Annotated in this window: 21 protein-coding genes; 8 read left to right on the top strand and 13 right to left on the bottom strand. The window is 37.1% G+C overall.

What is annotated here, in order from left to right; genetic code table 11:
- Positions 1-34 precede the first annotated feature (34 nt).
- The 3 genes from mutL to G7050_RS04445 all read left to right on the top strand — a co-directional run bounded on the left by mutL (position 35) and on the right by G7050_RS04445 (position 4,151).
- Positions 35-1,870, top strand: a complete 1,836-nt coding sequence (gene mutL, locus G7050_RS04435) for a DNA mismatch repair endonuclease MutL (RefSeq protein WP_166111765.1) — start codon at positions 35-37, stop codon at positions 1,868-1,870.
- 134 nt (positions 1,871-2,004) lie between these two features.
- Complete coding sequence (locus G7050_RS04440; RefSeq protein ID WP_166111768.1) at positions 2,005-3,093, top strand: hypothetical protein; 1,089 nt, start codon at positions 2,005-2,007, stop codon at positions 3,091-3,093.
- Between the two features lie 32 nt (positions 3,094-3,125).
- A complete protein-coding gene (locus G7050_RS04445; protein WP_166111771.1) occupies positions 3,126-4,151 on the top strand; it encodes a hypothetical protein in 1,026 nt (341 codons plus the stop codon).
- A gap of 64 nt (positions 4,152-4,215) precedes the next feature.
- On the opposite strand, the gene G7050_RS04450 is transcribed toward G7050_RS04445, so the two are convergent.
- The 7 genes from G7050_RS04450 to G7050_RS04480 form a co-directional block, all read right to left on the bottom strand.
- Positions 4,216-4,818 carry a cysteine hydrolase family protein gene (locus G7050_RS04450; protein WP_166111774.1) on the bottom strand — a complete coding sequence of 201 codons (603 nt, stop codon included), beginning with the start codon at positions 4,816-4,818 and terminating at the stop codon, positions 4,216-4,218.
- Position 4,819: 1 nt separating this feature from the next.
- On the bottom strand, positions 4,820-5,980 hold the full coding sequence (gene pncB, locus G7050_RS04455) for a nicotinate phosphoribosyltransferase (RefSeq protein WP_166111777.1): 1,161 nt from the start codon (positions 5,978-5,980) through the stop codon (positions 4,820-4,822).
- Positions 5,981-6,109: 129 nt separating this feature from the next.
- Entirely contained in the window at positions 6,110-7,519 is a 1,410-nt protein-coding gene (gene rlmD / locus G7050_RS04460; RefSeq protein ID WP_166111780.1) for a 23S rRNA (uracil(1939)-C(5))-methyltransferase RlmD, read from the bottom strand.
- Between the two features lie 180 nt (positions 7,520-7,699).
- Entirely contained in the window at positions 7,700-9,130 is a 1,431-nt protein-coding gene (locus G7050_RS04465) for a peptide MFS transporter (RefSeq protein WP_166111783.1), read from the bottom strand.
- A 350-nt stretch (positions 9,131-9,480) separates the two neighbouring features.
- A complete protein-coding gene (locus G7050_RS04470; protein WP_166111786.1) occupies positions 9,481-10,161 on the bottom strand; it encodes a porin family protein in 681 nt (226 codons plus the stop codon).
- Positions 10,158-11,951, bottom strand: a complete 1,794-nt coding sequence (locus G7050_RS04475) for a LysM peptidoglycan-binding domain-containing protein (RefSeq protein WP_166111789.1) — start codon at positions 11,949-11,951, stop codon at positions 10,158-10,160. The genes G7050_RS04470 and G7050_RS04475 overlap by 4 nt, the downstream gene beginning before the upstream one ends.
- Positions 11,952-12,022: 71 nt before the next feature.
- Positions 12,023-12,757 (bottom strand): 1-acyl-sn-glycerol-3-phosphate acyltransferase, encoded by a 735-nt coding sequence (locus tag G7050_RS04480; protein WP_166111791.1) that lies wholly within the window; start codon positions 12,755-12,757, stop codon positions 12,023-12,025.
- 726 nt (positions 12,758-13,483) lie between these two features.
- On the opposite strand from G7050_RS04480, the gene G7050_RS04485 reads away from it, so the two are divergent.
- Positions 13,484-14,287, top strand: a complete 804-nt coding sequence (locus tag G7050_RS04485; RefSeq protein WP_166111794.1) for a phosphorylcholine transferase LicD — start codon at positions 13,484-13,486, stop codon at positions 14,285-14,287.
- A gap of 4 nt (positions 14,288-14,291) precedes the next feature.
- Here G7050_RS04485 and G7050_RS04490 read toward each other — a convergent pair whose 3' ends face one another.
- From G7050_RS04490 to G7050_RS04500, 3 genes are all read right to left on the bottom strand, one after another.
- Positions 14,292-14,942, bottom strand: a complete 651-nt coding sequence (locus tag G7050_RS04490; protein ID WP_166117636.1) for an SGNH/GDSL hydrolase family protein — start codon at positions 14,940-14,942, stop codon at positions 14,292-14,294.
- A 96-nt stretch (positions 14,943-15,038) separates the two neighbouring features.
- Positions 15,039-16,958: a DUF3857 domain-containing protein gene (locus tag G7050_RS04495; protein ID WP_166111797.1), complete on the bottom strand. Its 1,920-nt coding sequence runs from the start codon at positions 16,956-16,958 to the stop codon at positions 15,039-15,041.
- Between the two features lie 10 nt (positions 16,959-16,968).
- A complete protein-coding gene (locus G7050_RS04500) occupies positions 16,969-18,951 on the bottom strand; it encodes a DUF3857 domain-containing protein (protein ID WP_166111800.1) in 1,983 nt (660 codons plus the stop codon).
- 450 nt (positions 18,952-19,401) lie between these two features.
- Between G7050_RS04500 and G7050_RS04505 the strand changes: the two genes are divergently transcribed.
- Positions 19,402-19,761 (top strand): hypothetical protein, encoded by a 360-nt coding sequence (locus tag G7050_RS04505; protein WP_166111803.1) that lies wholly within the window; start codon positions 19,402-19,404, stop codon positions 19,759-19,761.
- A gap of 66 nt (positions 19,762-19,827) precedes the next feature.
- Here the strand turns inward: G7050_RS04505 and G7050_RS04510 are convergent, their stop codons facing one another.
- From G7050_RS04510 to G7050_RS04520, 3 genes are all read right to left on the bottom strand, one after another.
- Positions 19,828-20,316, bottom strand: coding sequence for a nuclear transport factor 2 family protein (locus G7050_RS04510; RefSeq protein ID WP_166111807.1), 489 nt, complete (start codon positions 20,314-20,316; stop codon positions 19,828-19,830).
- An 18-nt stretch (positions 20,317-20,334) separates the two neighbouring features.
- Positions 20,335-21,114, bottom strand: a complete 780-nt coding sequence (locus G7050_RS04515; RefSeq protein ID WP_166111810.1) for an SDR family NAD(P)-dependent oxidoreductase — start codon at positions 21,112-21,114, stop codon at positions 20,335-20,337.
- A 105-nt stretch (positions 21,115-21,219) separates the two neighbouring features.
- Entirely contained in the window at positions 21,220-21,510 is a 291-nt protein-coding gene (locus G7050_RS04520; protein ID WP_166111813.1) for a putative quinol monooxygenase, read from the bottom strand.
- 118 nt (positions 21,511-21,628) lie between these two features.
- Between G7050_RS04520 and G7050_RS04525 the strand changes: the two genes are divergently transcribed.
- The 3 genes from G7050_RS04525 to G7050_RS04535 all read left to right on the top strand — a co-directional run bounded on the left by G7050_RS04525 (position 21,629) and on the right by G7050_RS04535 (position 23,609).
- Entirely contained in the window at positions 21,629-21,934 is a 306-nt protein-coding gene (locus G7050_RS04525) for a MerR family transcriptional regulator (RefSeq protein WP_166111815.1), read from the top strand.
- Between the two features lie 98 nt (positions 21,935-22,032).
- Entirely contained in the window at positions 22,033-22,668 is a 636-nt protein-coding gene (locus G7050_RS04530) for a nitroreductase family protein (protein ID WP_166111818.1), read from the top strand.
- Entirely contained in the window at positions 22,665-23,609 is a 945-nt protein-coding gene (locus G7050_RS04535) for a DMT family transporter (protein ID WP_166111822.1), read from the top strand. The genes G7050_RS04530 and G7050_RS04535 overlap by 4 nt, the downstream gene beginning before the upstream one ends.
- The last annotated feature ends 2 nt before the right edge of the window (positions 23,610-23,611 follow it).

Here is a 23,611-nt window from a genome sequence, read left to right on the forward strand (position 1 = left end):
GTAACGAAACAAAGCTAACTCAACGACTAAAGCAATGAATGATATTATACATTTACTACCCGATTCAATAGCTAACCAGATAGCAGCGGGTGAAGTTGTACAACGCCCGGCATCTATAGTCAAAGAGCTTCTCGAGAATTCTATTGATGCAGGGGCAACCAGCATTCAACTTATAATAAAAGATGCCGGACGCACACTTATACAGGTAATAGATAATGGAAAAGGTATGTCTGCCACTGACGCTCGACTTGCCTTTGAAAGACATGCCACATCCAAGATTCGTACTGCAGAAGATCTGTTCGCTCTTCGCACGATGGGATTTCGTGGAGAAGCTTTACCGTCTATTGCGGCAGTAGCACATGTTGAGCTAAAGACAAAACGCAAAGAAGATCAAGTGGGTACACATCTGGTTATTGCAGGATCTGCTGTTGAAAAACAGGAAGAAATAGCTTGTGCCGATGGTAGTAATTTTGCTATTAAAAATATCTTCTTTAATGTACCTGCACGCCGGAAATTTTTAAAATCGAATGAAACCGAACGTAAAAATATACTTACCGAACTAGAGAGGGTTGCGATGGTAAATTCTGAAATTGAATTTTCGTTTATCGAGAATGATATAGAAGTTATCAAATATCCGGCTTCCAACCTTAAGCAACGTATTATAAGTGTGATTGGAAAAAGCTTCAATCAACAACTGATTTCGATAGAAATAGAAACTACCATCGCTAAGATATACGGTTTTGTAGGTAAGCCCGAATCGGCTCGAAAAGCCCGTGCTCAACAATACTTCTTTGTAAATGGCAGATATATGAGACATCCTTATTTTGCTAAAGCTATCACATCTGCATTTGCACCATTGATTCCGGTCGGAGAAAATCCTAATTTCTTCATTTATATAGAAGTTAGTCCTGATACAATTGATGTCAATATACATCCGACCAAGACCGAAATTAAGTTTGAAAACGAGCAACCCATCTGGCAAATACTTGCAGCAACTGTAAAAGAGGCTTTAGGCAAGTTTAATGAAGTACCTACTATTGATTTTGATACATTAGATGCCATTGACATACCTATACATAATCCGAATACCAATGCTACCCGTCCACAGATAAATGTAAACCCTGCATACAATCCTTTTAAATCATCATCAGGAGGACAAAGCTCTGGTAGTAGCAGCTATCAGCGTCCTAACTTCGATTGGGAAAGTTTATACAAAGGGTTCGAAACTGATACCAATATAGAAAGTTCAGAAGTTAGAGAAGCCATCGAAATACGATCATCAGATTCTGACCTATTTGAAGAAAACCCAGCCTCATTACACTATCAATACAAAAATAAGTATATCCTGACATCAGTAAAATCAGGATTAATGATGATTGATCAGCGTAGAGCACACGTGCGCATATTATTCGATCAGTTCCTCCAAAATATAAAGCTCAAAAGAGGAATTTCTCAACGGACATTATTTCCTGAGATTGTAGAATTCTCATCGTCAGAAGCCGCTATGATCCCCTACTTGCTCGATGATATTGAAGCTGTGGGTTTCGATCTCAGTAATCTGGGTAATAACTCGTATGCTATAAACGGTGTGCCTTCGGAAATAGACAAGATAAATTCGGTTGAACTTATCCACAATATGGTTTCTAAAAGTATCGAAACCGGAAGCGATGTAAAAGAAGAGATACAGGAAGCATTAGCATTATCTCTGGCCTATGCAGCAGCAATTCCATATGGACATAGGTTGACGAATGATGAAACAAGCGATATCGTAAACCGCTTATTAGCATCACCATCACATAAATATACACCTGATGGAAAGCTGATCATTTCAATTTTAGATGATATTGAGGTCGATAAAAGATTTAAATAAATATTTAACCATTAAAAACAGGCACCAGCACACGAATTAACACTTTTATATCAAAAAATGTAAATACTTTTTAACCAAAGAAGTATAGTTACATCTTTATTTTATTATGTTTGTAATCACAAACATAACTAATTATGAAAAAAACACTCTTTTTGGGGATATTAAGCACTCTTGTGCTTTTAAGCTATTCATGCAATAGTGATGATCTGCCTAATACATCAGTAGATGAATTCTATGAGGTAACATTTAATATCAGTAATTTTACTTCCGAGGTTTCAGAGATGTCAACAAGATCAACTCTGGCTGAGAGCGAGGTTAAATATCTTCGCTACGTTATTTTAAATAAAGCTGTACCTATCAATCAGGTAGTTGAAGAAAAAACATTAGAAGGAGCCGCTATAACCTCTCCTCTGAAACTCAAATTAAGAAAAGGTAATTACACGATCGGAATTTTTGCATCTGAAAAACCTATTGTTGCAAACAAAATTCCAGCTAACCCCGGAGGTCTGACAGGAGCCGACTATATTGATGCAATTGCTATTGAGAACTTAACAAACCCAAATCAATTTCATGGTTCGGTTGATATTGAAGTAGCAAGCGCTGATATCCAGAAAAATATTGAATTAAAAAGACCTATCGGTAAAATTACACTGGCAATATCAGATCTTGATAAAGCTCCAAATAATGTACAAACGATCGTACCAATACTTGTGTTAGCAGGTAACGAATCTCAGTATGATTTCACTTATTTTGCTCCTGGTTATATTGCAACAAATAGTGGAGCCTCTATCTTCCGAGGACAGAGTGCGACAGCCATGTCAACTAATTATGCTTGCATTAACAGAAGTCGATTTATTACGATTGGTGAAGATAACCCCTTTGATTTTTACTTACCTCAGACGATAAATATAGATTATCAAGCTGGTCCTAAACCTTTCTCGAATGCCCGGTATGATTTATATCTACAGGGAGTTACAACAAACAAAGCTGAATATCAAAATATTATTCTCCTTGAGAATCCGGAGTTGCTACTTACTGAACCTACTTTTATAAATGACCCAAATGCAATGAATCCGAATATTGTCTTTATGACTTGCATCAAAAGAGGACTTGTTGTAAAACCAAATGAGCAGGTAATTATTAAAGGACAACTTTTCAGAGACAGCGAACTCTCAGTTGTTGTAAACAATACATGGGGAGAAACAGCCAACACCAATTTTTAAGTAGATTCTTATAAAATATAAAACATCCGATTATGAAAAAAATATTCTTCATATTTTCCATTATATCTTTAGGTATGTTGTCTTCATGCAGCAAAGATGATAACAGTGTCTTAACGGAAACTCCCTCATTAATAAATAAGCAAAAAGTAGTACTTAATATAACGAATATTAATGACGCAAACAATTACACCAGAAGTACAACTGAAACTGACCCGACCATAAAGAAAGTAATATATGCTGTTTACAAGACTGGAGACGGTATTACTTCGGGTAATGAAGAGTTAGTTTTGAAAGACAATGTCGAAGTTGGCAGCACTCCGGTATCCGCTATCAGTTTAGATTTACAACCGGGTAAATACCTGATTGCTGTATTCGCCTCGGGTAGAACAAATGCCGAGGTGAAGACTTACGAGGAAACCGGTAAGACCATATTAAAAAATTCATATTTAAATACCTCCGACTTAACCAGTCCTACAGAGTTTTACGGAACAACTAATATAGAAGTTGTCAGCCAAAGTGTTAACGCCAATGTTACCCTACAAAGGGTAGTAGGTAAAGTCGAGATTGTAATAAAAGACCTTAACAGCCTTCCGGCAAGTATAACATCTGCAACTCCGGTTATGAAAACTTATACAATAAGTAGTAATTGGGCTGATATAGCACCAAGCAATATGAGAATGACAAATATTGATGCCTCAATCTTCAGATTATCGGACTTAGACCAACCTAACCCGTTTGATCAATTGACGCTTAGTAGAAGCTTATTTTCAGCTCACAATGAAAACAATCCGATTGTATTCTATTGTATGCAAACTGCTACTAATTTTAGTGCAGAGAATTTCAGATATTCTACTCCATTTCTTTATATTCATCTTAATCCTCAGAATGGTAACCCATCCAACACAATTTTGATCACTCCTCAATTGAAAGTGTATCCGAATAAGATAACCAGATTTACGGGTACTATCGTTGGTCAGAATAACCAAGGGTTCACGATGTCTGTTGTTGACCAATGGGGTAATGACACAGAAACTGTAATAGTAGACAAAGTTCTTTAAATTTGAATAATACAAAAAAGAGCCCTAGGAATTCCTATGGCTCTTTTTTATATCATTTAAAATCCTAGTTATTCAAATAGTCTTCAGCATTCACGACCGTAGCATAAAAATAGCTTAATGCTGCTAAAAAAGCTTCGTGCACATTCTCGCCAGGAATAGTTTTTCCATTAAGCTGTAAATTAGGAGCTGCACACGCATCACCTATTACCGTACAGTTGTAACCAAAATCTTTGGCTGCACGTGTAGTTGCATCAACACACATACTTGTCATCATCCCACAAATAACAAGATCCGATATACCCTGTTCCTTCAAATAAGCCTGAAGCTCAGTTTCTCTAAAGCTATTGGGAAAATGCTTTGTAATTACTTTCTCGCTACTCAGAGGAGCTACTTCCGAATGAATCTCTACACCTTGTGTACCAGGCACAAAAAATGTAGAACCCGGACGATCCGAGATATGTTGTATATGTATAACCGGCAATCCTTCTTTTCGAAATTGCTCCAATACCGATTTGGCGTTTAAGACCGCTTCGTCACTTCCTATTAGAGGCATATTTCCTCCCGTAAAATAATCATTCTGTATGTCTATTATAACCAATGCTTTTTGTTGTGCAGTCATCATTAATGTGGTAATTAGTAATAATACAATTAAACTTATCTTTTTCATTTCAATCTATTCCCAGTGTTAATTTACAGATTTCAATTTCTCTTTCGTTACCCGTATTTTTACCCATAACATCCGAAAGCTTCACTGCTTGAAGAAACTCTCCTTTAGGGTTCGCTTTTATAGCTGATAATTTAATCACGATATTCAAAGGCTTTACACCTACATCATTGGTAAAATAAGTACCTATTCCATATGTATCGTGGACACGGTCTCCCACAAAGTCTTTGATTCGTTTTACTTCTTCCAGATTTAGCGAATCACTATACACTATGGTTTTAGATGCAGGATCAATCCTGTTTTCTTTATAAAATTGAATTGCCTTTTCTGTAAATTCAATAACATCACCGCTATCGCAACGTACTCCATCGAATAGTTTAGCCTGTTTCAAGCTAAATGATTTGAAAAAAGAGTCCGTAGTATACGTATCGGTCAATGTAATCCCTAAGCTTCCTTGAAACACCTCTACCCAAGCTTCGAGTGCCTTTATGTTTGCAGCTCGATAACCGAACAATGCACCGTGATACATAAACCATTCGTGCGGCATAGTACCGATAGGTGTAGTATTGTGTTTCATCGCCAGATATACATTGCTTGTTCCTTTGAAGTACTCTCCCGAATTTTCACGAAGGGCTCCTACCACTTCATCGTGTACATCGAATGAGAAACGACGACGTGTACCAAAATCCGAATAATCGGCTTTCATTGCGACCAATCCTTTGGCTTTCTCCACAGTCTTTTCCTTTACACCCTGCGGAGCCTGCCCCGTCATTATAAAATACAATTCCGAGATCATTGCCATAAGCGGCACTTCCCAAAGAACGGTACGATACCAATAGCCTTCAATAGAGACTTTCAAATCACCACCTTCTTGAGTTATAAGAACTTCATCCGGATTGTATTGATATCCTTCGAGAAAGTCTATAAATGCCGGATCGAAGAAATAACAACGTCTTTCGATGTATCGCTTTTCCTCTTTGGTCATTTTCAGCTTTGTCATTGCTACAACCTCTTCTTTAAGACGTTCAGCAAAACCTTCCGGAAATTCGGTATGACCTCTATTTATAAATTCGTATCTTACATACGAACGTGGATACAGTTTTTGAATAGCTAGCATTACAGAAAACTTATATAAGTCGTTGTCTGTAAAATGTTTTATAATCATAATCGGCTGTGTTCGAGGTCTCAGACCTTTTTATTACTCCGGCAGATGTAACTGCCATTATTTAGATATAATAGATTAAATCCATATAGATTTACTTCTTTACTAAATAACACCGTAAACCTGATATTGTTATTTCTTAATTAACAAAACTACATTTTCGACATGATGCGTATGTGGGAACATATCCACCGGCTGAACTTTCTCCACCTTATATTTAGCATCCAACAGATTCAAGTCTCTTGCCTGAGTTGCAGGATTACAGCTCACATAAACCACACGCTCTGGTTCTGCAAACAAAATAGCTTCGATAACATTATCGTGCATACCTGCACGGGGAGGATCGGTTATAATCACATCGGGCTTACCATGTTCATTGATAAAATCCTGTGTTAGGATATCCTTCATATCACCTGCATAAAACAGGGTATTTTCTGTTTTATTATTTTGAGAGTTGAATTTTGCATCTTCAATAGCATCTTCAACATACTCTATACCTACAACTTTTCGGGCATTACGAGCCACAAAATTAGCAATAGTACCTGTTCCTGTATATAAATCATATACAAGTTCATTGCCTGTTAATCCGGCAAAGTCACGAGTTATTTTGTACAGATTATAAGCCTGTTCGCTATTGGTTTGATAGAATGACTTAGGGCCTATTTTAAATTTCAGACCTTCCATCTCTTCATATATATAGTCATTGCCTTTCCATGTCAACACTTCCTGATCGGTTATTGTATCGTTGGCTTTTTGATTGATAATATACAATAAAGAAGTTATTTGTGGGAACTTCTCTGCAATAGCATTTAGCAGGTCTTCATGTTTCTCTTTCTCATCATCGTAGAATACCACAATCACCATTAGCTCTCCTGTAGTAGATGTACGAATGATTAAGGTACGCATCAATCCTCCTCTGTTTCTCAGATCGAAGAATGTATATTCTTTAGCATAGCAATATTCACGTACGAAATTACGCAGTTGATTAGACACATCGTCTTGTAACCAACACTTATTAATCTCTAATACTTTATCGAAACAGCCGGGAATATGAAAACCGACAGCATTCATATTATCGAACGTTACTCCTGACTGAACCTGCTCCCAAGTCAGCCATTTTTTATTGGAGAAAGTAAACTCCAACTTGTTTCTGTAAAACTCTGTTTTCTCAGATCCTAAGATCGGTTGAATCTCCGGCAAATCAACTTTACCGATGCGAGTCAAGTTATCCTCTACTTGTTTATGCTTGTATCTTAATTGCTCCTGATAAGGAAGAATCTGCCACTTACAACCTCCACAAACCCCGAAGTGTTCACAAAATGCTTCGGTACGTATATCCGAGTATTTCTCGAAACGAACAGGTTTTCCTTCAGCATAGTTCTTTTTCTTACGGCTCAGTTGAAGATCAACGATATCACCGGGAACCACGAAGGGAACGAACACGATCATGTTATCGATCTTGGCAATAGCCTTACCTTCGGCAGCAATATCTACTATCTCCACTGATGGATATATAGGTTGGGGTTTTCTATCTTTTCTCATTTCTATTTAGGTCTTAGACCTTTTTATTTATTTTGTAGTTGATAACTTTACTTATTCATAGATAAACAATGTGAGATTCTATTGTTTAAGCTTATGCTGCAAAAGTAATATAAAAAAGTAAGAAGCTTATATACATCAAAAAATCCCCAAGTAAAACTTGAGGATTTCTCTGTATCATGATTATGCCATTCCGGCTTTTTCGGCGTCCATCTTTCGGGTTATCTTTCCATAGATAACAAGGGCAATAGCCGAGACCAGTCCTATACCAAAGAAGAAAAACCAGATATAATGTGCATGTTCTGTAGCTGCTGCATATGCTTCGGGAGATGAAAACCCTTTCGGATCGGGGCAATATCTTTGCAATAAAAATCCCGAGATACCAAACGCAAGCAACGACGACACAAACGAGTGTAAGTGACTGAATCCTAAGTAAAGTCCTTCTTCTCCTTTAGGTGATTGGAAAGAAAAATACTCCAAGAAACGGGGTGAGATAAAACATTCCGCCAACGCCTGAAATGCAATACCTACAATCATCATGAACGTTACAGGGTGAATAGTACCGAACAGCAATTCGTTGCCCATCATAGAACCTCCAGCCATGATAGCCGCAGATATAGGGATGATAAACATACCCACTGTCATGGATGCTAGAGCCGAACGCTTTTGCATTAGAGTAGTTACCAAATTGACCAATAGGAATACGACCAACGGATTTACGTTTGCAATCCATCCGGGAGAAGCCTCCTGCCCTACCAAACGAATTACATATTTAGGCATGGTAGCATACATTTGTTGTTGTACCATCCAGAAACCGCTGACAATAAGGATAAGAACGATTAAACGTCCGTTCATACACACTTTTCCTAATGCTTTCAATATATCGGAGAAGGTTTTACCTTGTCCTGATGTATTTGACGACTGGTAAAAGAAATAAACAGCTACCAAAGCCAGTAATGTCATCGAAGCCGAGAAGTAGTTCAGATACACCAAACCTAAATCTCCAAGACTTTTACGAAGCGGGTCTACTACAGTTTTTCCTGTAAAAGCTCCGATATTTACCATCATATAAAATATGGCAAATCCTCTCGCACGAGTGCTTTCAGTTGTTTCGCGAGCTACCGTTCCCGATATTACCGATTTTATAAATGCTCCACCAATCACAATCAATAGAAGGATAGGTACTATTGCCCATCGTTGCGAACTTTCGAGAAGTCCTGTGAACGTAGTGTCATGACCAAAGGTAACAAAACCTCTTTCTTCGAAAAATGAAGAGAACATACCTTCTCCCGTTCCTGCACCATAGCTAACCAAGCCTGCATTTTCGAACATGGTAGGAAATATCCCCAGACCAAAATATCCGACAGTAAGTAGTGTAAAAGCTATAATAATGGATGTACGGAATCCTATTTTATCAGCGTATGCACCAACAAATGTAGGGAGGAAGTAAAGCAATGCGGAAAATGTTCCTGAGATTAAACCCGATTCAACATCGGAAAAACCCCAAACATTGGACAGATAAATAGTAAGAACGATGAAGACGGCATAATAAGCCAGCCTTTCCAACAATTCGACGGAGTTGGCAACCCAAAAGGCTTTAGAGAATTTAGTCATAATAGTCTAGAGTCTGTTTTATATTTAATGTTATTGATATTTAAGACATTTAAGGTATCAGTTCCTAAGTTGACAGCAGGCTTACAAAGCTATACAGTCTCATTACAAAAGATGACAATCGGACTATAAAAAGAGTACATTTTCGTCACCCACACAAACCATTGAAGGTCAATCACAAAACCCTAAAAACATTACAAAAATGACAAAAGTGACACTTTTTTCGCCTGTTCTTTTTTCTTGGCCTGTAACTTTCAGCAGTGTAATCATTCCCTTAATATATAGATAAATAAGAGAGTCTAATTATTGATGATTCCCACCTTCTTTCTTTTCAGCAATAAAAAACAGAAACCTTAAAACGGTTTCATGTAGTAGGTGGCAGCTATAGATATAACTCTGTTGGCCGACCTTGAAAAAGGATCTGTTTTATGACTGCTGTAAATATCCGAAAATCCCATATAATAGCGTCCCTCTAAGGCGAAATTACCGGCTCCCGTACGTAGCTCAAAACCCAGTCCGAAAACTAATCCGTAATCGAATTTATTCTGAACTTTTTGATTATAATGTTCCCATGCTTTTGATTCATCATAATCTGATGTTGATAAATCTCTTGTTTTTTGTTCACCGACCAAAAAGCTAATCTGAGGTCCGAGATTTACAAAAACACGCTTTTTATCTCCAAAGTAAATATGCGTAAGAAAAGGAATCTGTATATAAGCTAACTTCTGCGTAAATCTTGAAGAATCTGTATTTTCTACAGGAAATTTTTGCTCATACCCTTGTTGGCTGTAATTTAGCTCGGCAATAAAACCTAAATTTTTCTCCGAAATATATCGTGCTGATACTCCACCTTTATATTGTTGCAACATTTTAGTATCCAGTCCTTGACTTGGATCAGTAGTTACAAAACTCATATTAGATAAGTTGACTCCAAAATTGGCTCCAAAATTCCATTCGGGAGTAAATTTAGTTTGAGAGTATCCTTTCACGCATATTAAAGCGAAAAGTAAAACAGCCAGGGTTCTTTTTATCATTTGCCGTATTCTATTTTATCAACGCTACCATTCGCTTTGTAATGAATTATATAAAATCCATTGTTCATATAGCCGCCATTCGCATTGGTTTTATCAAAATTAATAGGAGTTTGCAAGGCAGGTACTGATACTGAATTGACAGCAGACTCGAAGTTCTTTCCGTATTTAAGCAGTGCCGTAAGAAAATAAATTCCTGTATCATATCCTAAAGCAGCGTATTTGGGATAAGTATTAATTAACGATTTGTTATTATACCATCTCTGATAATTCGATACAAACTGTTTGGTTTTGTAGTCGTCATCAGATAAATAAAACGGAGTAAATATATACGTATCGTTTTTATAAAAATCATTAAAGAACTGAGCATATGTCTGCCACTCGGTATATCCGAATAATGAGATACTGGTATTAGGTTGCTCTTCTTTTATCGAATTGAGAGCGGGCAATAGGTTTTGTAGTAATTGGGCTGAACCCGAAGCGGCCACTATGACATTTTTGCGGTTACGATCTAACGCCAAAGATAAGTTGGATGTCAGATTTTGATTGGCTGCAATAGAATTAGCCTTCATCCCTCTTTGACTCAATTGCATATTCAGGGCAGAAACAAAATCTTTTTTGTCATTACTTCCTCCACTTTCTGTTACATAGATAACATTCGCATTGCCAAACATATCTGCAAATGCTTTTGCCGTATTTGCATACAGAATCTCGTGAGGTGAGTTTAATTGAAATATTTGATTATTCCTTTGAGTTTCGTCTGTTTTAGTTGGAAAAGGAATGGCGTATTTTATTCCTTGCTTTTTGGCAAAGTTCGAAATTACATCTATCTGATCAGAAGAAACCCCACCGATAATAAGATCTAAATCTTTCATTTCGTAAGTATCCAATAAACTTTTGAGTTTGGTAGTCCCTGTTTCAGACCCCATATCAAAAACATATACATTTGCCGAAAGCCCTTTTGCTTTCATTTCTTCCAAAGCCAACAAGAAGCCTTCGTAATACTCTACAAATCGGGCACTCTTGCCTTGTGATTTATTCAGGAAAGGAAGAACGACACCTATCTTAATAGCATCAACATCTCTCAATGTACTCACCGGGGTCTGACCGCTTGGAGAAGATGAGACACCACTTCCGCTTTGTAAAGTTGGTATGAGAATAGTCATCCCCTGCTTCAAACCGTCTTTCAATACAGGATTAAAGTCCGTTAAAGCCTCGGGAGTTGTATTGTATTGTTTTGCAATACCATAAAGAGTTTCTTTAGCAGCAACATTATGTTCTATAAAATGGCTTTTAGAAGCTGGTGCAGGCGTTATAGGTGCTTGTGCTGTATATTTTCCGGTTGGAATAACCAATGACTGACCTTCACTTAAAGGTTTCACTTTCAATTCGGGATTAGCATTTACCAGATCATCCACTTTTATATCGAACTGTTTAGCTATCGAATAGAGTGTTTCTTTCGATTTCACTAAATAAGATTTGCCTGATGCACTTGCTATTTGTGTTGAAGGTGAGCTTTTTGTAGGTATCTTTATTTCTTCACCCAGTTTCAGCCCTTTATCCGACTGAGGGTTCAAAGCATAAATGTCTCCTACCGAAATATTATATAAGCGTGCTATAGAGTAAGCTGTTTCGCCCTTAGTGACCGTATGCTTTTTATATTTTCCATTATCTTGCAGAATTTCAATTTTTAAAATCGATGCATGAATCCCTTCTGTTGCAGACATAGAAAATGTAGTTGCTATAACCAGATAACAACCTGCAATAATGGATTTAACGTATTTAAAGTTCATTTGAGTGTGTATTTATTATTGTAGAAACAAAGGTATAAAAATTAGTGATATTTTTCAGTAAGGTATATGACCTATTTGTATTTATCCCAAAGTGCCGATTCTATTACACTGCGACTTGTTTCTATTAAACCCGGAATATCAGCCTCAGTCATTCCTGCTGTAGAAATAGGATCGTGAATGACTATTTCCAAGTCCTTTCCCGGATGCATGATTCTCGAATGTATTTTCAATATATCGTAGGGACCATTTAAAGTTATGGGAACAATAGGCAATTGCATCTGAGTAGCTATGATATATGCCCCCTTTTTGAATCGACCCATTTTGCCCGTATACGTACGTTGTCCCTCGGGAAATATTGCCATAGAAACACCTTCTGCCAATTCACGCTCGGCTTTGTCTATCGTTTGACTCATTGCTCGTGTATTGGAGCTGTCGACAAAAACATGTCCGGCTATTTCTGATGCCTTTCCTACAAATGGAATTTTTCGTAACTCGTACTTTTGCACCCATTTAATATTCTGATCCAAGTATCCATAAGTCAAAAAGATGTCAAATGCTCCCTGATGATTAGCCACAAACACATAAGACTGATTGGGATCTATCTTACTATTGTGCCGAACTTTTATTCTACACAATGCAGCTCTACAGACTATTTTCGACCAGTATTTAGGAGGAACGTATCCCCAAAACTTATTATTTCCGACAGAGCAACCCAGCATAACCAGAATTGCTGTAGCAACAGTAGTCACAACAAGAATCGGAATAAATATCAGCCATTGATATAAAAAGGAAAGAATAGCTTTCATGTTATTCTAAATCTAGATGTTTTCATTCAAATAAGCAAAAATACATTTTTTTACTCTTTCGTGAAACAAGGGTTCCTACCTTTTTATTACATATACCGTTATGGAGCATAGTTATCAAGACATTCCGGAAATAAAATAGTAGTTATCTCGATCAGTGGTTGATATTATATGTTCAATTTTCCTAACGCACCCTTTGGGTTTGTTTTTCATTTTGCCCAAAGCCGCAAAAGGAATCAAAAAGGCTTTGTGCTGTGTGGCTCGCCTGTCTGACCTAAAGCTTACAGGCTAAACTAAACCTACTGCCTGTCAGCACGTTTAGTTTTACGCCCGTTTCGTTTGTCAGCCAACGGCTCCGCCACTAATGCACTTCGGCTGACGCACGCAAACAATTTTTGTCCGTCAGGTTCCACGACCTTGCCGGTTGCACGGGGTACCCGCAGGATGAAGAAAGCGTTAAGAAACAAAAGGATATCGTCCGTTAAATGTTTTTCTTTTGTTTTAGCTTTCGAATCCTTAGCGGGTCGGGCAAAAGGTACAGTCTTGATCTTTTGTTTCGTTTTGCATCAAGGCAAAATGAAAAACAAACCCAAAGGGTGCGTTAGGAAAATTGAACATATAACATGGACTACTGACTCACAACAACTACAGCTGATCAATAAAAAGCCGATTGGAGATTACCATACACAGTTAAATTCTTACATTTGCCATGTTTTTCACAGCTATATTATGGAAGAAAATTTAAAGAAATATAACCCTGAAGGTTCGGAATTACGGAAATTACAACTCAAAATGCTTGACATTCTGGAGATCGTAACATCTATTGCCGATAAGCATAATATACCTTATTGGTTAAGCGGAGGCACCCTCTTGGGAGCAGCACGACATGGAGGTTTTATTCCTTGGGACGACGATATTGATATTGAATTGCTTCTGCCCGATTATAAAAAGTTACTAAAGATTCTCCGTAACGAACTTCCGGCAGACCTATATCTGCAAACCCCTAAAGACAAAGGGTATCGCTTGCTGTTTTCGAAAGTAAGAGATCGAAATTCTGTCGTATATGAAGAAGATGATGCTATTGACGATTATACGGAAAAAGGCATCTATATAGATATTTTCCCGGAAGAGAGGAGCTATAAACCCTTAAAGAATATTGTTGATTTTTTTTACGGAAGATCTTTTCGCCGACTAAAACGAGGAAAGCCATTCCATTCTTTTACTTATTTTTACGAGTATACCTTATCACTCGTTCTATATCCTATTGGAATTATATTAATAGGGTTGGCGCGTGGTTTATGTGCAATAACGCGACCTGATAATATTCTTCACAGCTATGGCATTGGCAATACCACCAATCATCATGCCGGTTATATGTTTCCACTTAGCAGTATCGTATTTGAAGGAAAAACATTTTCGTCGCCCGGTAATACACATGCTTACCTTACAAAGCAGTACGGAAATTATACGCAAATTCCCCCCGAAGACAAACGAGCAACTCACCTTTTAAAAGTCAGTTATATAAACCGTTAAGCCTTTATTTATTTAACAGTTTATTTATAGCATCCTGTATAAGGGGTTTCATAATAAGGTAACCTTCTCTATTAGGATGCACCCCATCCTCACTATATTGGGGGTTAAAAGATCCGTTCTCATCAGCCAAATGAGAATAATAATCTACATAAGTTAGATTATTAGCTTCGGCATATTTCTTAATACACGAGTTTAATGATTTTACCTTTGTCGGTGCACCTTGCACCTTCCTACTCCAATCGAATGTCACAGCAGGAAGAACAGAAGTAAGAATAACTTTTATATTATTTGTCTGCGCCAGATCGACCATCGAAATAATATTATCCACGGTACGTTCTTCGTCATATTCACCCGTATTTTCGGCAATATCATTGATTCCGCCACCTATTACAACAATACAAGGATGCAAATTAATTACATCTTCTCTAAAGCGGCCTAAGATTTGAGGTGTGGTCTGACCGATAATCCCTCTGTTGATATAGTGATTGGAAGTAAAGAAAAGAGAGTCGAACCCAAACCAGTGTTTGGTTATAGAATTACCTATAAATACAACCCTGTTGGAATCTAAAGGTTGTTTCAGTAATGCCTCATTTTGTTCCTGATAATAATGAACTAAAGCCCATTCCTTCGCTTGTTCTTTTCTCCGGTCTTTCATGAAAAAGAATCCGGCAACTAAAACGACTACACCAACAACAACTAACAAATAAACAACAGAACTTCTCTTCATATACAATTCAAAACTACTGATATCTTAAAGCTTCTTCAATACAATATTTCTTTTTACCGCAGCATTAATCTGAGCAAAGAAATCTTTGACCTCTGTGTATTGAGAACGGTTATAGCGTCCCGATATTATATCAATATCCTGAATATAGACAATTTTATCACCATCCACCTTCGCTTTTGTCTTTATAGACCCGAATGCTGTGTTTACATCCATATCTTTAGGCAAAGCCTCTAATGTATATGTTTGAGGAATAGTAATAGTTATAGTATCCGATTCCGAAAAGCCGGTTCCCAAAACGATATCCAAGTTGCGGGTAGATGCTGTAAAGACATTAAAACTGGTTTTAGCCAAGGGACATGCAGGTATAAATAAGCGGCTTCCTGTTCTATTCGCAAAATCAGGGACATCAATAACTGCTTCGACACGTGTAGAAGGAAAGACCGACTTATCTTCTGACACCACAAATTTTCCGATCTTCACCTGTGGAAGCTTCAGATTGCCATTGATAAATTTTAAAATCCTCTCAGTATCATTCGATCTGAAACCATAAACAGTACTTTCATACCCATCCAGATACTGAGTGAAGGCGGCTTTTCCTGTTGCACTACCCTCCTCGCTAACCACAACCTCCACTACGGATTCCTGACGATTTTGCTTGTCCGTATAAGAAGGAAGTCTAACAAGTTGTCCTCCCTTATCGGACACTACAATGGCATTATGTCCGGCTATATCTTGATGAATATACCCAAAAGGCAATGTCTGACTTGTACATTCGAGCCAAATGCTATCGTTCTTCTGAGGTACCATTAATATGACATGGTTTAATTGATAAAAACTGGGAAAATCGGGATATAAATCCTTATCCTTTGCATCCAAACGTATCACACAATAGTTAGATGCTATCCCCACCGAAGTGAGCATGGCTTTCATCAGATTGGTTAAACCTTTGCAATCACCGAATCCCATTTTCGAAACAGTCAAAGCATCTATGGGCTGATAACCTCCAATTCCGAGTTGTATACTCACATAACGAGTATTCTTCTGTAAATAGTCGTAAATGATCTGAACCTTCTCTTTATCCGTCTTAGCCCCTTTTACCATATCTTGTAATTTGGCAGCTAAATCGGGTGATAACTGATCTCTTCCTTTCAACAGATTGGCAATCCATAAGCCATAACTATTCCAATCTTTCATATTGCCGCAGAATGAGTCATAACACATATCTACAGGAGCAGTCATCATAACAGGCAACACTTCTCCAATAGAAGGACTGAGAGGCTCTCCCAATATTGCCTTCAGATTATTTAGTGATATGGAATATATGTTTTTATCGCCTACAGTTTCTTTCTTCAAACTTCCTCCAAAGTTATTTCGCTCACGCATTTCGACATTCAGAGGGGTTTCTATTCTCAAGTCAGACTTTTCCACCGACACAAAGTACCTATCCTGAGGTGCAAATACAGGGTACGAAGCTATGCCGTTTTTCCATTTTTCCTGATAGGTATACTCTACCGTACAAGGATAACTGGGTAAACTGCATATATATGTTATACTGAAATTATCATCCGTACCTGCCCCTTCCGATACCGAAGAGAATCTTAAATCGCTTTTCTTTATCTTTTTTATAACATTACCTGAAGCATCCCGTATTGTTCCCGAAAAATCGGAAAGTTCACGAAATTTATCACCGTAGAGTGCAAAGTGTGCAAAACCATCACCTAATTTACTTAGAATAGTGACTACTCTGGTCACCTTATAGGTTGCATGATTAACATCGTTCTGAATAAAAACTTCAGAATTTTCTCTGACAACAGCAGATGCTCCTTGCTTAAGACTGTCGGCAATAGCTGCTGCCGGATACTTCGGATCATCGGCTCCAAACAACAGTGCCGGCAATAAACTAAAGCAAATTGCCAGCAACAAAATTTTATAGAAATTATTCATAGACAGAATTTTACTGTACAGTTTTCTTAAGAACAATTTGTTCTGAGTTTTTCGAAATTATTTTAGCGAAAAACTCACGCAATCCGGGATACAGATCTTGCCCTACCATCAGTTCTTTTATCTGAAAATGATATTGCAATGAAATAAGGTTTCCGGCTTGAGCTACTCTGTAAGTAAATACAAGAGCATCATCATCTCCAAACACAAACTTCTGAGAAGTCGGCAACTCTTCTACCGTATATCCCTCAGGAATTGCGATGGTAACCATTTGCTTGTAGGTCTCGAGATAGTCAAAATTCACCGGAAATTTACGTTCTTCTTTTGTAAACGGATTATCGGAAAACAGTTTATCGATCATCGGGCTGATATATATAAACTCATCGCCCAAGACAACATCTTTTATCAATTTGTATTCCATCTTAACATCGCTTCCGGCTTTACTCTCTCCCGATATCGTAAAATCTTCTACCTTTCCGTTCAATCTGCCAGCCAGTTTCTCAATATACTCATTCTGATCTTTGTGATTGAAATAATCTACTTTAAAATCATAAGATGAATTACCTCTTCTAAAATCGGCAACAGTGCTTACCTGCCCTCTGTCATCAAACAGAATTTGTGCATTCATCAATGTAGCTCCCGAAGATGTGGTCGATAAATCTATCCAATCAGGATTATTTTGAATCATAACACGGGCTCTTGTCACCATACATTTTTCAGGAAGAAGATTCCAATCTCCAAACTTAGCAGAAGCATCGGTATAATAATAAAGAGTATCTATTTTTAAACCCGTAATTGTATAATTTAAAGCCGTGATAGATGGATGGGCAACAGGCAAATGTCCGTTTCCACGTGTACTCAATATTACAGGAAACGCATCAAAGCCACCTGCTTTAAGAGCATTAATAAGTAAAAAGTTCATATCGGCACTATTTCCGACACCATCTTTCAATGCATCTTTTAGACTATTGGGATAGAAGGCATTTTTTTCGTTCCATTTAACTTTACTCTTCACCAAGTCTTGAATAGATTTCGCCTGAGCCAGCGTTAAATCAGACTTGGTTATTTCGTCTTTAAAAAGTCCTGCTTTTTTCAAATTTCCGCCAAAATCTCCAAGACCAAATAATTCTTTATCGATATCTGCCCATGTGGTAGTGATATTCTTAATAGTTGTCCATGGATATCTGATGCTTTGCAATTCGAAACTCACTTTACTTATATAATCATCCAATGACCACAAGTAAGAATCGTTTTTAATGGCCGGTAAATCTTTTCCTACAAATTTCATTTCCTGAGCACTACAACGTACATTATCCATTTGCATGCGACCCGAATCGTCTTTATAACGCACACTGAAAGTCTCATTTACAGGAGTTTTCTTTGTAATAATATTTTCATATCCCTGCATATTTACATTATAATAAAAATATTCAGGCATCGTTATTTTATAAGAAGTATAAGCTGTAGGAACCCATGTTTGAAATACAAAGTCTCTCAAATCATAGAAGTACATCGATGTAATAGTATATTTAAATTCGACAACCGAACCTACTTTGGCTGCAGGCATGGTAAACTTCTTCAATTTCCACTTTCTATCTGTGGCCTCATCAAAAATAGCGTCTTTCGATAATTTTGTTTTAACAATTTTTCCATCTTCCAGATTATACGTTGTACCATTCAATCCGGTTATTTTCTCTCCAGTAGCATTTGTTTCCTGATAAAATGAAATATTCTGGTTACATAGTTCCAGTCCTTCATTCTTAAGGATTTTGACTTTCATCTGAAGCGTATATTCAAACTGGAAGCCTAATAATTCACTGTATACAAATCGTGTTTCTCCTGTTTTAAGAAGAACAACTGCAGCTGCTGTAGTATCTTGAGGATATACAGTCATGTTTAATTCATCCATTGTTGCCTCCCCGTATTTTGATTGGGCAAAACAGACCTCCCCCAAAAGGAGGAACATTAAAACTAAAAGGCTTGAAAGTGTTTTCATCACTAGATCAATGTTGTTTTGTTTAAATTTGCAAATCTATCCAAAAAATGAATAAAATACACTTTTTCTAACAAAAATTTATCAACAACCGACAATCGTATTCCTCAATCGTATTGAAGCGTAAAAACACAATAACATCATTCCGATACGAACAACATCAAAAATATGAAAACCAGAAGAAGCTATATAGTTTATATTAACTTACATTGATAGCCCTGGTGATTTTGAAATATATAGTTGATATCTGAATCATACCTTAAACAACACGAACACAAGCAAAACACTCTAAATAAAACAATTAGAAAAACATGCAGAAGGTGCGACAAGCAAGCAGGAATAGTTTTTCAATAAACCGCATATATGAAAATTCATTTTTAATAGACGAGAAAGCATTGCGTTTCATCAATTATTTCTATATTTGAAGATCACTCATTTATAAAATAGTTTAATATGATTTATGCAATAATTTTAATTGTGCTGGGGCTCATTGCTACTTTATTCAATAAAAAGCCTGTAAATAAAAAAGCAATAACCGTCAAAGCTTGGCTTGCACCCTTGTTTATTATCTGGGGAACGGTAGGAATTGTAATTCTGAATACTATCAGATACAGTGTGATTGACGAAAATGCAACGTACTGGGCTTTGCTGATTTTAGGTAGTTCGATCGAAATAATTATAGCTCTGTTCTTTATTTACAGATCGATAAAATTAAGGAAGAACCCTCAGCCGGATGATAAGCTTTTTCTACCCCAAAATATTCTGGGTATTCTTGCCATTTTGACCGGTATAGCAACCATCATCGTTAAATAACGATATAACGGCATAAAAAATAAAAAGTCCCTTAACCATTACGCTTAAGGGACTTTTTCGTATAGATCAGAATGGTTTCTCGACGTGTGCATAAGGTACTTTGGCGACAATTTTCCAGGTACCATTAAATTTAAGCAACGAAATATAATCAGTAGCAATCAATTCACTATTTCTGAATAACAAGACTTTAACGGCGGCGGCATTACCTGTAACATCAATCGACGCAAAATCATAGGTTAGTGTTCGCAATTCGGGATTTCCCTTATTGTCAAGCTTATAATCATCTACTGCTTTCTTCCATTCCAAAAGAGGAAACCTCTTCAGTTCCTCACCATCTGCCGAGAAGATTGCAAAATCAGGATGAAATAACTCCAACATCTTATCTGTCTCCAGTTTATTGGCAACTGCATTGATGTATTTCTCTTCTAACAATTCTTTAATATGTTGTTTTTCCATATCGTTTATAGTTTCGGTTTGTTGCTTCGCTATCAGAGGTGTCATTAATAACACCAGAGATAGTATTGTTAATAGTTTTCTCTTTATCATTATCTTCATGTGTTTCGAATTATTTACTTAATTAGTTGTTAATCCTCCGTCTACAGCTATTATTGATCCGGTAATCCATTTGGCCTGTTCCGAAGCTAAGAATAAAGCTGCTTGTGCAACATCCTCCGCTTCTCCGATTGTTCCCATAGGATAAATAGTCTGAATCATTTCCTTAAACCGTTGCTGTTCATGAGACGAAAGCTTTTCGATATTCAGATTTAATTGTGGAGTCTCGATGCTTCCCGGTGCTATGGCATTTACACGGACTCCTTTTTTACCTATCTCGAAAGCGAGCGATTTTGTAAAAGAATCTATTGCTCCCTTAGTTAAGGAATAAGCTGTGGAATCTCTTCCCGATAGCATCCTGTGAGAAAAATAAGATGAAATATTGATTATATTTCCTTTTGTATCAATCAATGATTCCAGTAGATATTGAGTCAAAAAATAAGTCGCTCTGATATTTAAGTTCAGGTGCATATCTAATGCCTCTTCACTTGTTTCCGAAAAAGGAATAAAGCGTCCAATCCCTGCATTATTCACCAATATATCCACTTGTGGAATTGCTTTCAAGGTCTTCTCCGATACAGTTTTAACGGAAGAAAGTACACCTAAATCAGCAGCAAATATGTGTACTTCTTTTCCTATTGCAGATAATTCGCGTTTTACTTGTTCCAGTTTATCTTCATTTCGGGCAATAAGTACGATATGAGCTCCATTGATTGCAAATATTTTAGCAATCGCTAAGCCAATACCATCACTTCCGCCTGTTATTACAGCATATTTGTCTTTTAAAATTTGTCTATCCATTTTATTTATTGTTATTAAGTCCTCAGAACTGTCTATTGCTTTGGCAAGCAAAACAGCAATAGATTGTTATGCTTTTAAAATGTATCATTAAATAGGTGATTTTACTTATATTACCTCTGTATGATGAGTAGCTGATACAACCTCAAACAATCCTAAAGAGAAACACTCTTGAGTATATTCACTTTTCATATGTAAATCGAGAGATGCCTCGTCTTTAAATATTTCCCAAAGGATAAATTCATCCGGCTGTGCTTTATTTTGAAATATCTTGAAAATTTCGCATCCCGGCTCTTTTACGGTCTCATGTACCAATTGAGAGACTGCAATCTTAAATTGCTCTATTTTATCTGCTTTACATTTCAGAACTACTGTTGATTCTACTTTTCCGCTATCCATTCTTTTTAATTAAATTACATTTTAAGTTTTTTATCGGCAATCATTGCAAATAATTTACAATTGCAAATTAAGGATATATTATTTAGATTTGCAACAATAATTGTAATTAATTTACAAAATGGAAAAGAAGACAGATTTATCCTTTGATTTTGAGTTTCTTGACAAACTGATTGTAGGCATCGGCGAAGTATCGCAGATAACAGGTATTCCTACAAGGCAAATCAGGTATTGGGAAGACAAAGGCATCATTACAAGCCTTACTGAGGAAGAAGGGAAAAACCGCAGATACGATTATAAGAACATCAAAAGAATGCTCTTAATCAAAGAATTGCTTGACGAGGGATACACTCTTGATGCTGCAACAAGCAAAATTCAGAACCGAATGGAAATGATAGAAGAGACTCTTAAGAAACTAAAGAGGTAATATTCAATAAAAATATATCCAAACGGAAAGGCTTTCTTCCATTTAATTCAGTAATTTTGACGACTTAATTAGGATATCATCTTTATTTCAAATACACTATGGATTTTCTTGAACTCGCAAGCAGAAGACAAAGCACCCGCAAATACGATATAAACAGACCTGTAGAGCCTGAGAAAATCGAACGAATTATTGAAGCTGCACGCTTAGCACCTTCCGCATGCAATGCACAGCCGTGGCATTTTGTGGTAGTAAATGAAACCGAATTGATGGATGAAGCTATTGATGCTATTTCAAATCCAGCCGAAGGAGAAACCCAGCCCGTACACTTCGTCATTGTTGATGAACCGGAGTTAAAGAATAAGGTGGCCGATGCTGCATCTGCACGGTTATTAGGGATGAACCACTTTACAAAACAAGCCCCCATACACATTCTTCTTGTTGAAGAAAAAGTCAACCTCAGTTCCGGAATCGGAGGTGTTATTAAAGACAAGCATTTTGCTTATGTCGACATAGGTATTGCTGCTTCTCATATATGCCTTGCTGCCGAAGCCGAGGGATTAGGAAGTTGTATACTGGGCTGGTTTAATGAATCGAAAATTAAAAAACTATTGAATATACCCGATTCGAAAAGGGTAATACTGGATATACTCATAGGCTATCCTGCTCAGGAATTAAGACCTAAGAAACGTAAATCTACGGACGAAATAGTATCATACAATACATATAAGAAATGAAACTTTCTCAAAAGCAAGCAGGGCATATAACTATGTTCTGCGTTGTATCTTTCTTTGCGATCAATATTCCGATCAGCAAATATTTACTTCAAGCAGGATATATCAGCCCATACGGACTAACTATTGCCCGCATGGTATTTGCAACTATTGCTTTTTGGATAGCTTCGCTTTTTGTCACCAAAGAACGTATCGACCGCAAAGATCACATCACCATTTTTCTGGGAGGACTTTTGGGAATCACCTTCAATCAGGGACTTTTCATTTTCGGGTTGAATAATACCTCTCCCGTCGATGCATCCATAATTACCACAAGCACTCCGCTTTTCGCCATGGTTATTGCTGCTCTTGTTCTAAAAGAGCCTATAACAACCAAGAAAGTTTCGGGTGTATTATTAGGCGGAATCGGTGCTATTTTTCTGGTTTACACAAGCCATCACGGAGATGTCTCAACTGATTCGAGCACTATCGGTAATATTGCTGTAGTATGCAGTTCGCTCAGTTATGCTTCTTATCTGGTTGTAACACGTCCTTTGAGTGCAAAATATTCGTCTATTACACTCATGAAATGGATGTTCTTGTATTCTACCATCATATTACTTCCATTCCTTTATAAAGATTTGCTGAATGCTCCATTGTTCTCACAATCCGATGTCTTACCTTATATCCTTATCAGCTATACATTATTGTTTGCAACATTCATTGCATACACACTTATCCCTGTGGCACAAAAGAGGATCAGAGCAACTACCATTTCGATGTACAACAACCTCCAACCTCTTATTGCATCATTTATAGCCATTGGTTTGGGGCAGGATCACTTTTCGGGAACTAAAGCCATATCAGGAATTATGATTCTAGTGGGTGTATATCTGGTTACACAAAGTAAATCAAGAGCCGATGTGGAGGCCGAACAACAGACTGTAACTTCAGAAAGTAAATAAGA

The sequence above is a fragment of the Dysgonomonas sp. HDW5A genome (genome assembly GCF_011299555.1).
Classification (GTDB): Bacteria; Bacteroidota; Bacteroidia; order Bacteroidales; family Dysgonomonadaceae; genus Dysgonomonas_A.

Bases quoted from the DNA above. Each gene is read 5' to 3' on its own strand.
- mutL (WP_166111765.1), top strand. From the start codon at position 35: ATGAATGATATTATACATTTACTACCCGATTCAATAGCTAACCAGATA.
- G7050_RS04440 (WP_166111768.1), top strand. From the start codon at position 2,005: ATGAAAAAAACACTCTTTTTGGGGATATTAAGCACTCTTGTGCTTTTA.
- G7050_RS04445 (WP_166111771.1), top strand. From the start codon at position 3,126: ATGAAAAAAATATTCTTCATATTTTCCATTATATCTTTAGGTATGTTG.
- G7050_RS04450 (WP_166111774.1), bottom strand. From the start codon at position 4,818: ATGAAAAAGATAAGTTTAATTGTATTATTACTAATTACCACATTAATG.
- pncB (WP_166111777.1), bottom strand. From the start codon at position 5,980: ATGATTATAAAACATTTTACAGACAACGACTTATATAAGTTTTCTGTA.
- rlmD (WP_166111780.1), bottom strand. From the start codon at position 7,519: ATGAGAAAAGATAGAAAACCCCAACCTATATATCCATCAGTGGAGATA.
- G7050_RS04465 (WP_166111783.1), bottom strand. From the start codon at position 9,130: ATGACTAAATTCTCTAAAGCCTTTTGGGTTGCCAACTCCGTCGAATTG.
- G7050_RS04470 (WP_166111786.1), bottom strand. From the start codon at position 10,161: ATGATAAAAAGAACCCTGGCTGTTTTACTTTTCGCTTTAATATGCGTG.
- G7050_RS04475 (WP_166111789.1), bottom strand. From the start codon at position 11,951: ATGAACTTTAAATACGTTAAATCCATTATTGCAGGTTGTTATCTGGTT.
- G7050_RS04480 (WP_166111791.1), bottom strand. From the start codon at position 12,757: ATGAAAGCTATTCTTTCCTTTTTATATCAATGGCTGATATTTATTCCG.
- G7050_RS04485 (WP_166111794.1), top strand. From the start codon at position 13,484: ATGGAAGAAAATTTAAAGAAATATAACCCTGAAGGTTCGGAATTACGG.
- G7050_RS04490 (WP_166117636.1), bottom strand. From the start codon at position 14,942: ATGAAAGACCGGAGAAAAGAACAAGCGAAGGAATGGGCTTTAGTTCAT.
- G7050_RS04495 (WP_166111797.1), bottom strand. From the start codon at position 16,958: ATGAATAATTTCTATAAAATTTTGTTGCTGGCAATTTGCTTTAGTTTA.
- G7050_RS04500 (WP_166111800.1), bottom strand. From the start codon at position 18,951: ATGAAAACACTTTCAAGCCTTTTAGTTTTAATGTTCCTCCTTTTGGGG.
- G7050_RS04505 (WP_166111803.1), top strand. From the start codon at position 19,402: ATGATTTATGCAATAATTTTAATTGTGCTGGGGCTCATTGCTACTTTA.
- G7050_RS04510 (WP_166111807.1), bottom strand. From the start codon at position 20,316: ATGAAGATAATGATAAAGAGAAAACTATTAACAATACTATCTCTGGTG.
- G7050_RS04515 (WP_166111810.1), bottom strand. From the start codon at position 21,114: ATGGATAGACAAATTTTAAAAGACAAATATGCTGTAATAACAGGCGGA.
- G7050_RS04520 (WP_166111813.1), bottom strand. From the start codon at position 21,510: ATGGATAGCGGAAAAGTAGAATCAACAGTAGTTCTGAAATGTAAAGCA.
- G7050_RS04525 (WP_166111815.1), top strand. From the start codon at position 21,629: ATGGAAAAGAAGACAGATTTATCCTTTGATTTTGAGTTTCTTGACAAA.
- G7050_RS04530 (WP_166111818.1), top strand. From the start codon at position 22,033: ATGGATTTTCTTGAACTCGCAAGCAGAAGACAAAGCACCCGCAAATAC.
- G7050_RS04535 (WP_166111822.1), top strand. From the start codon at position 22,665: ATGAAACTTTCTCAAAAGCAAGCAGGGCATATAACTATGTTCTGCGTT.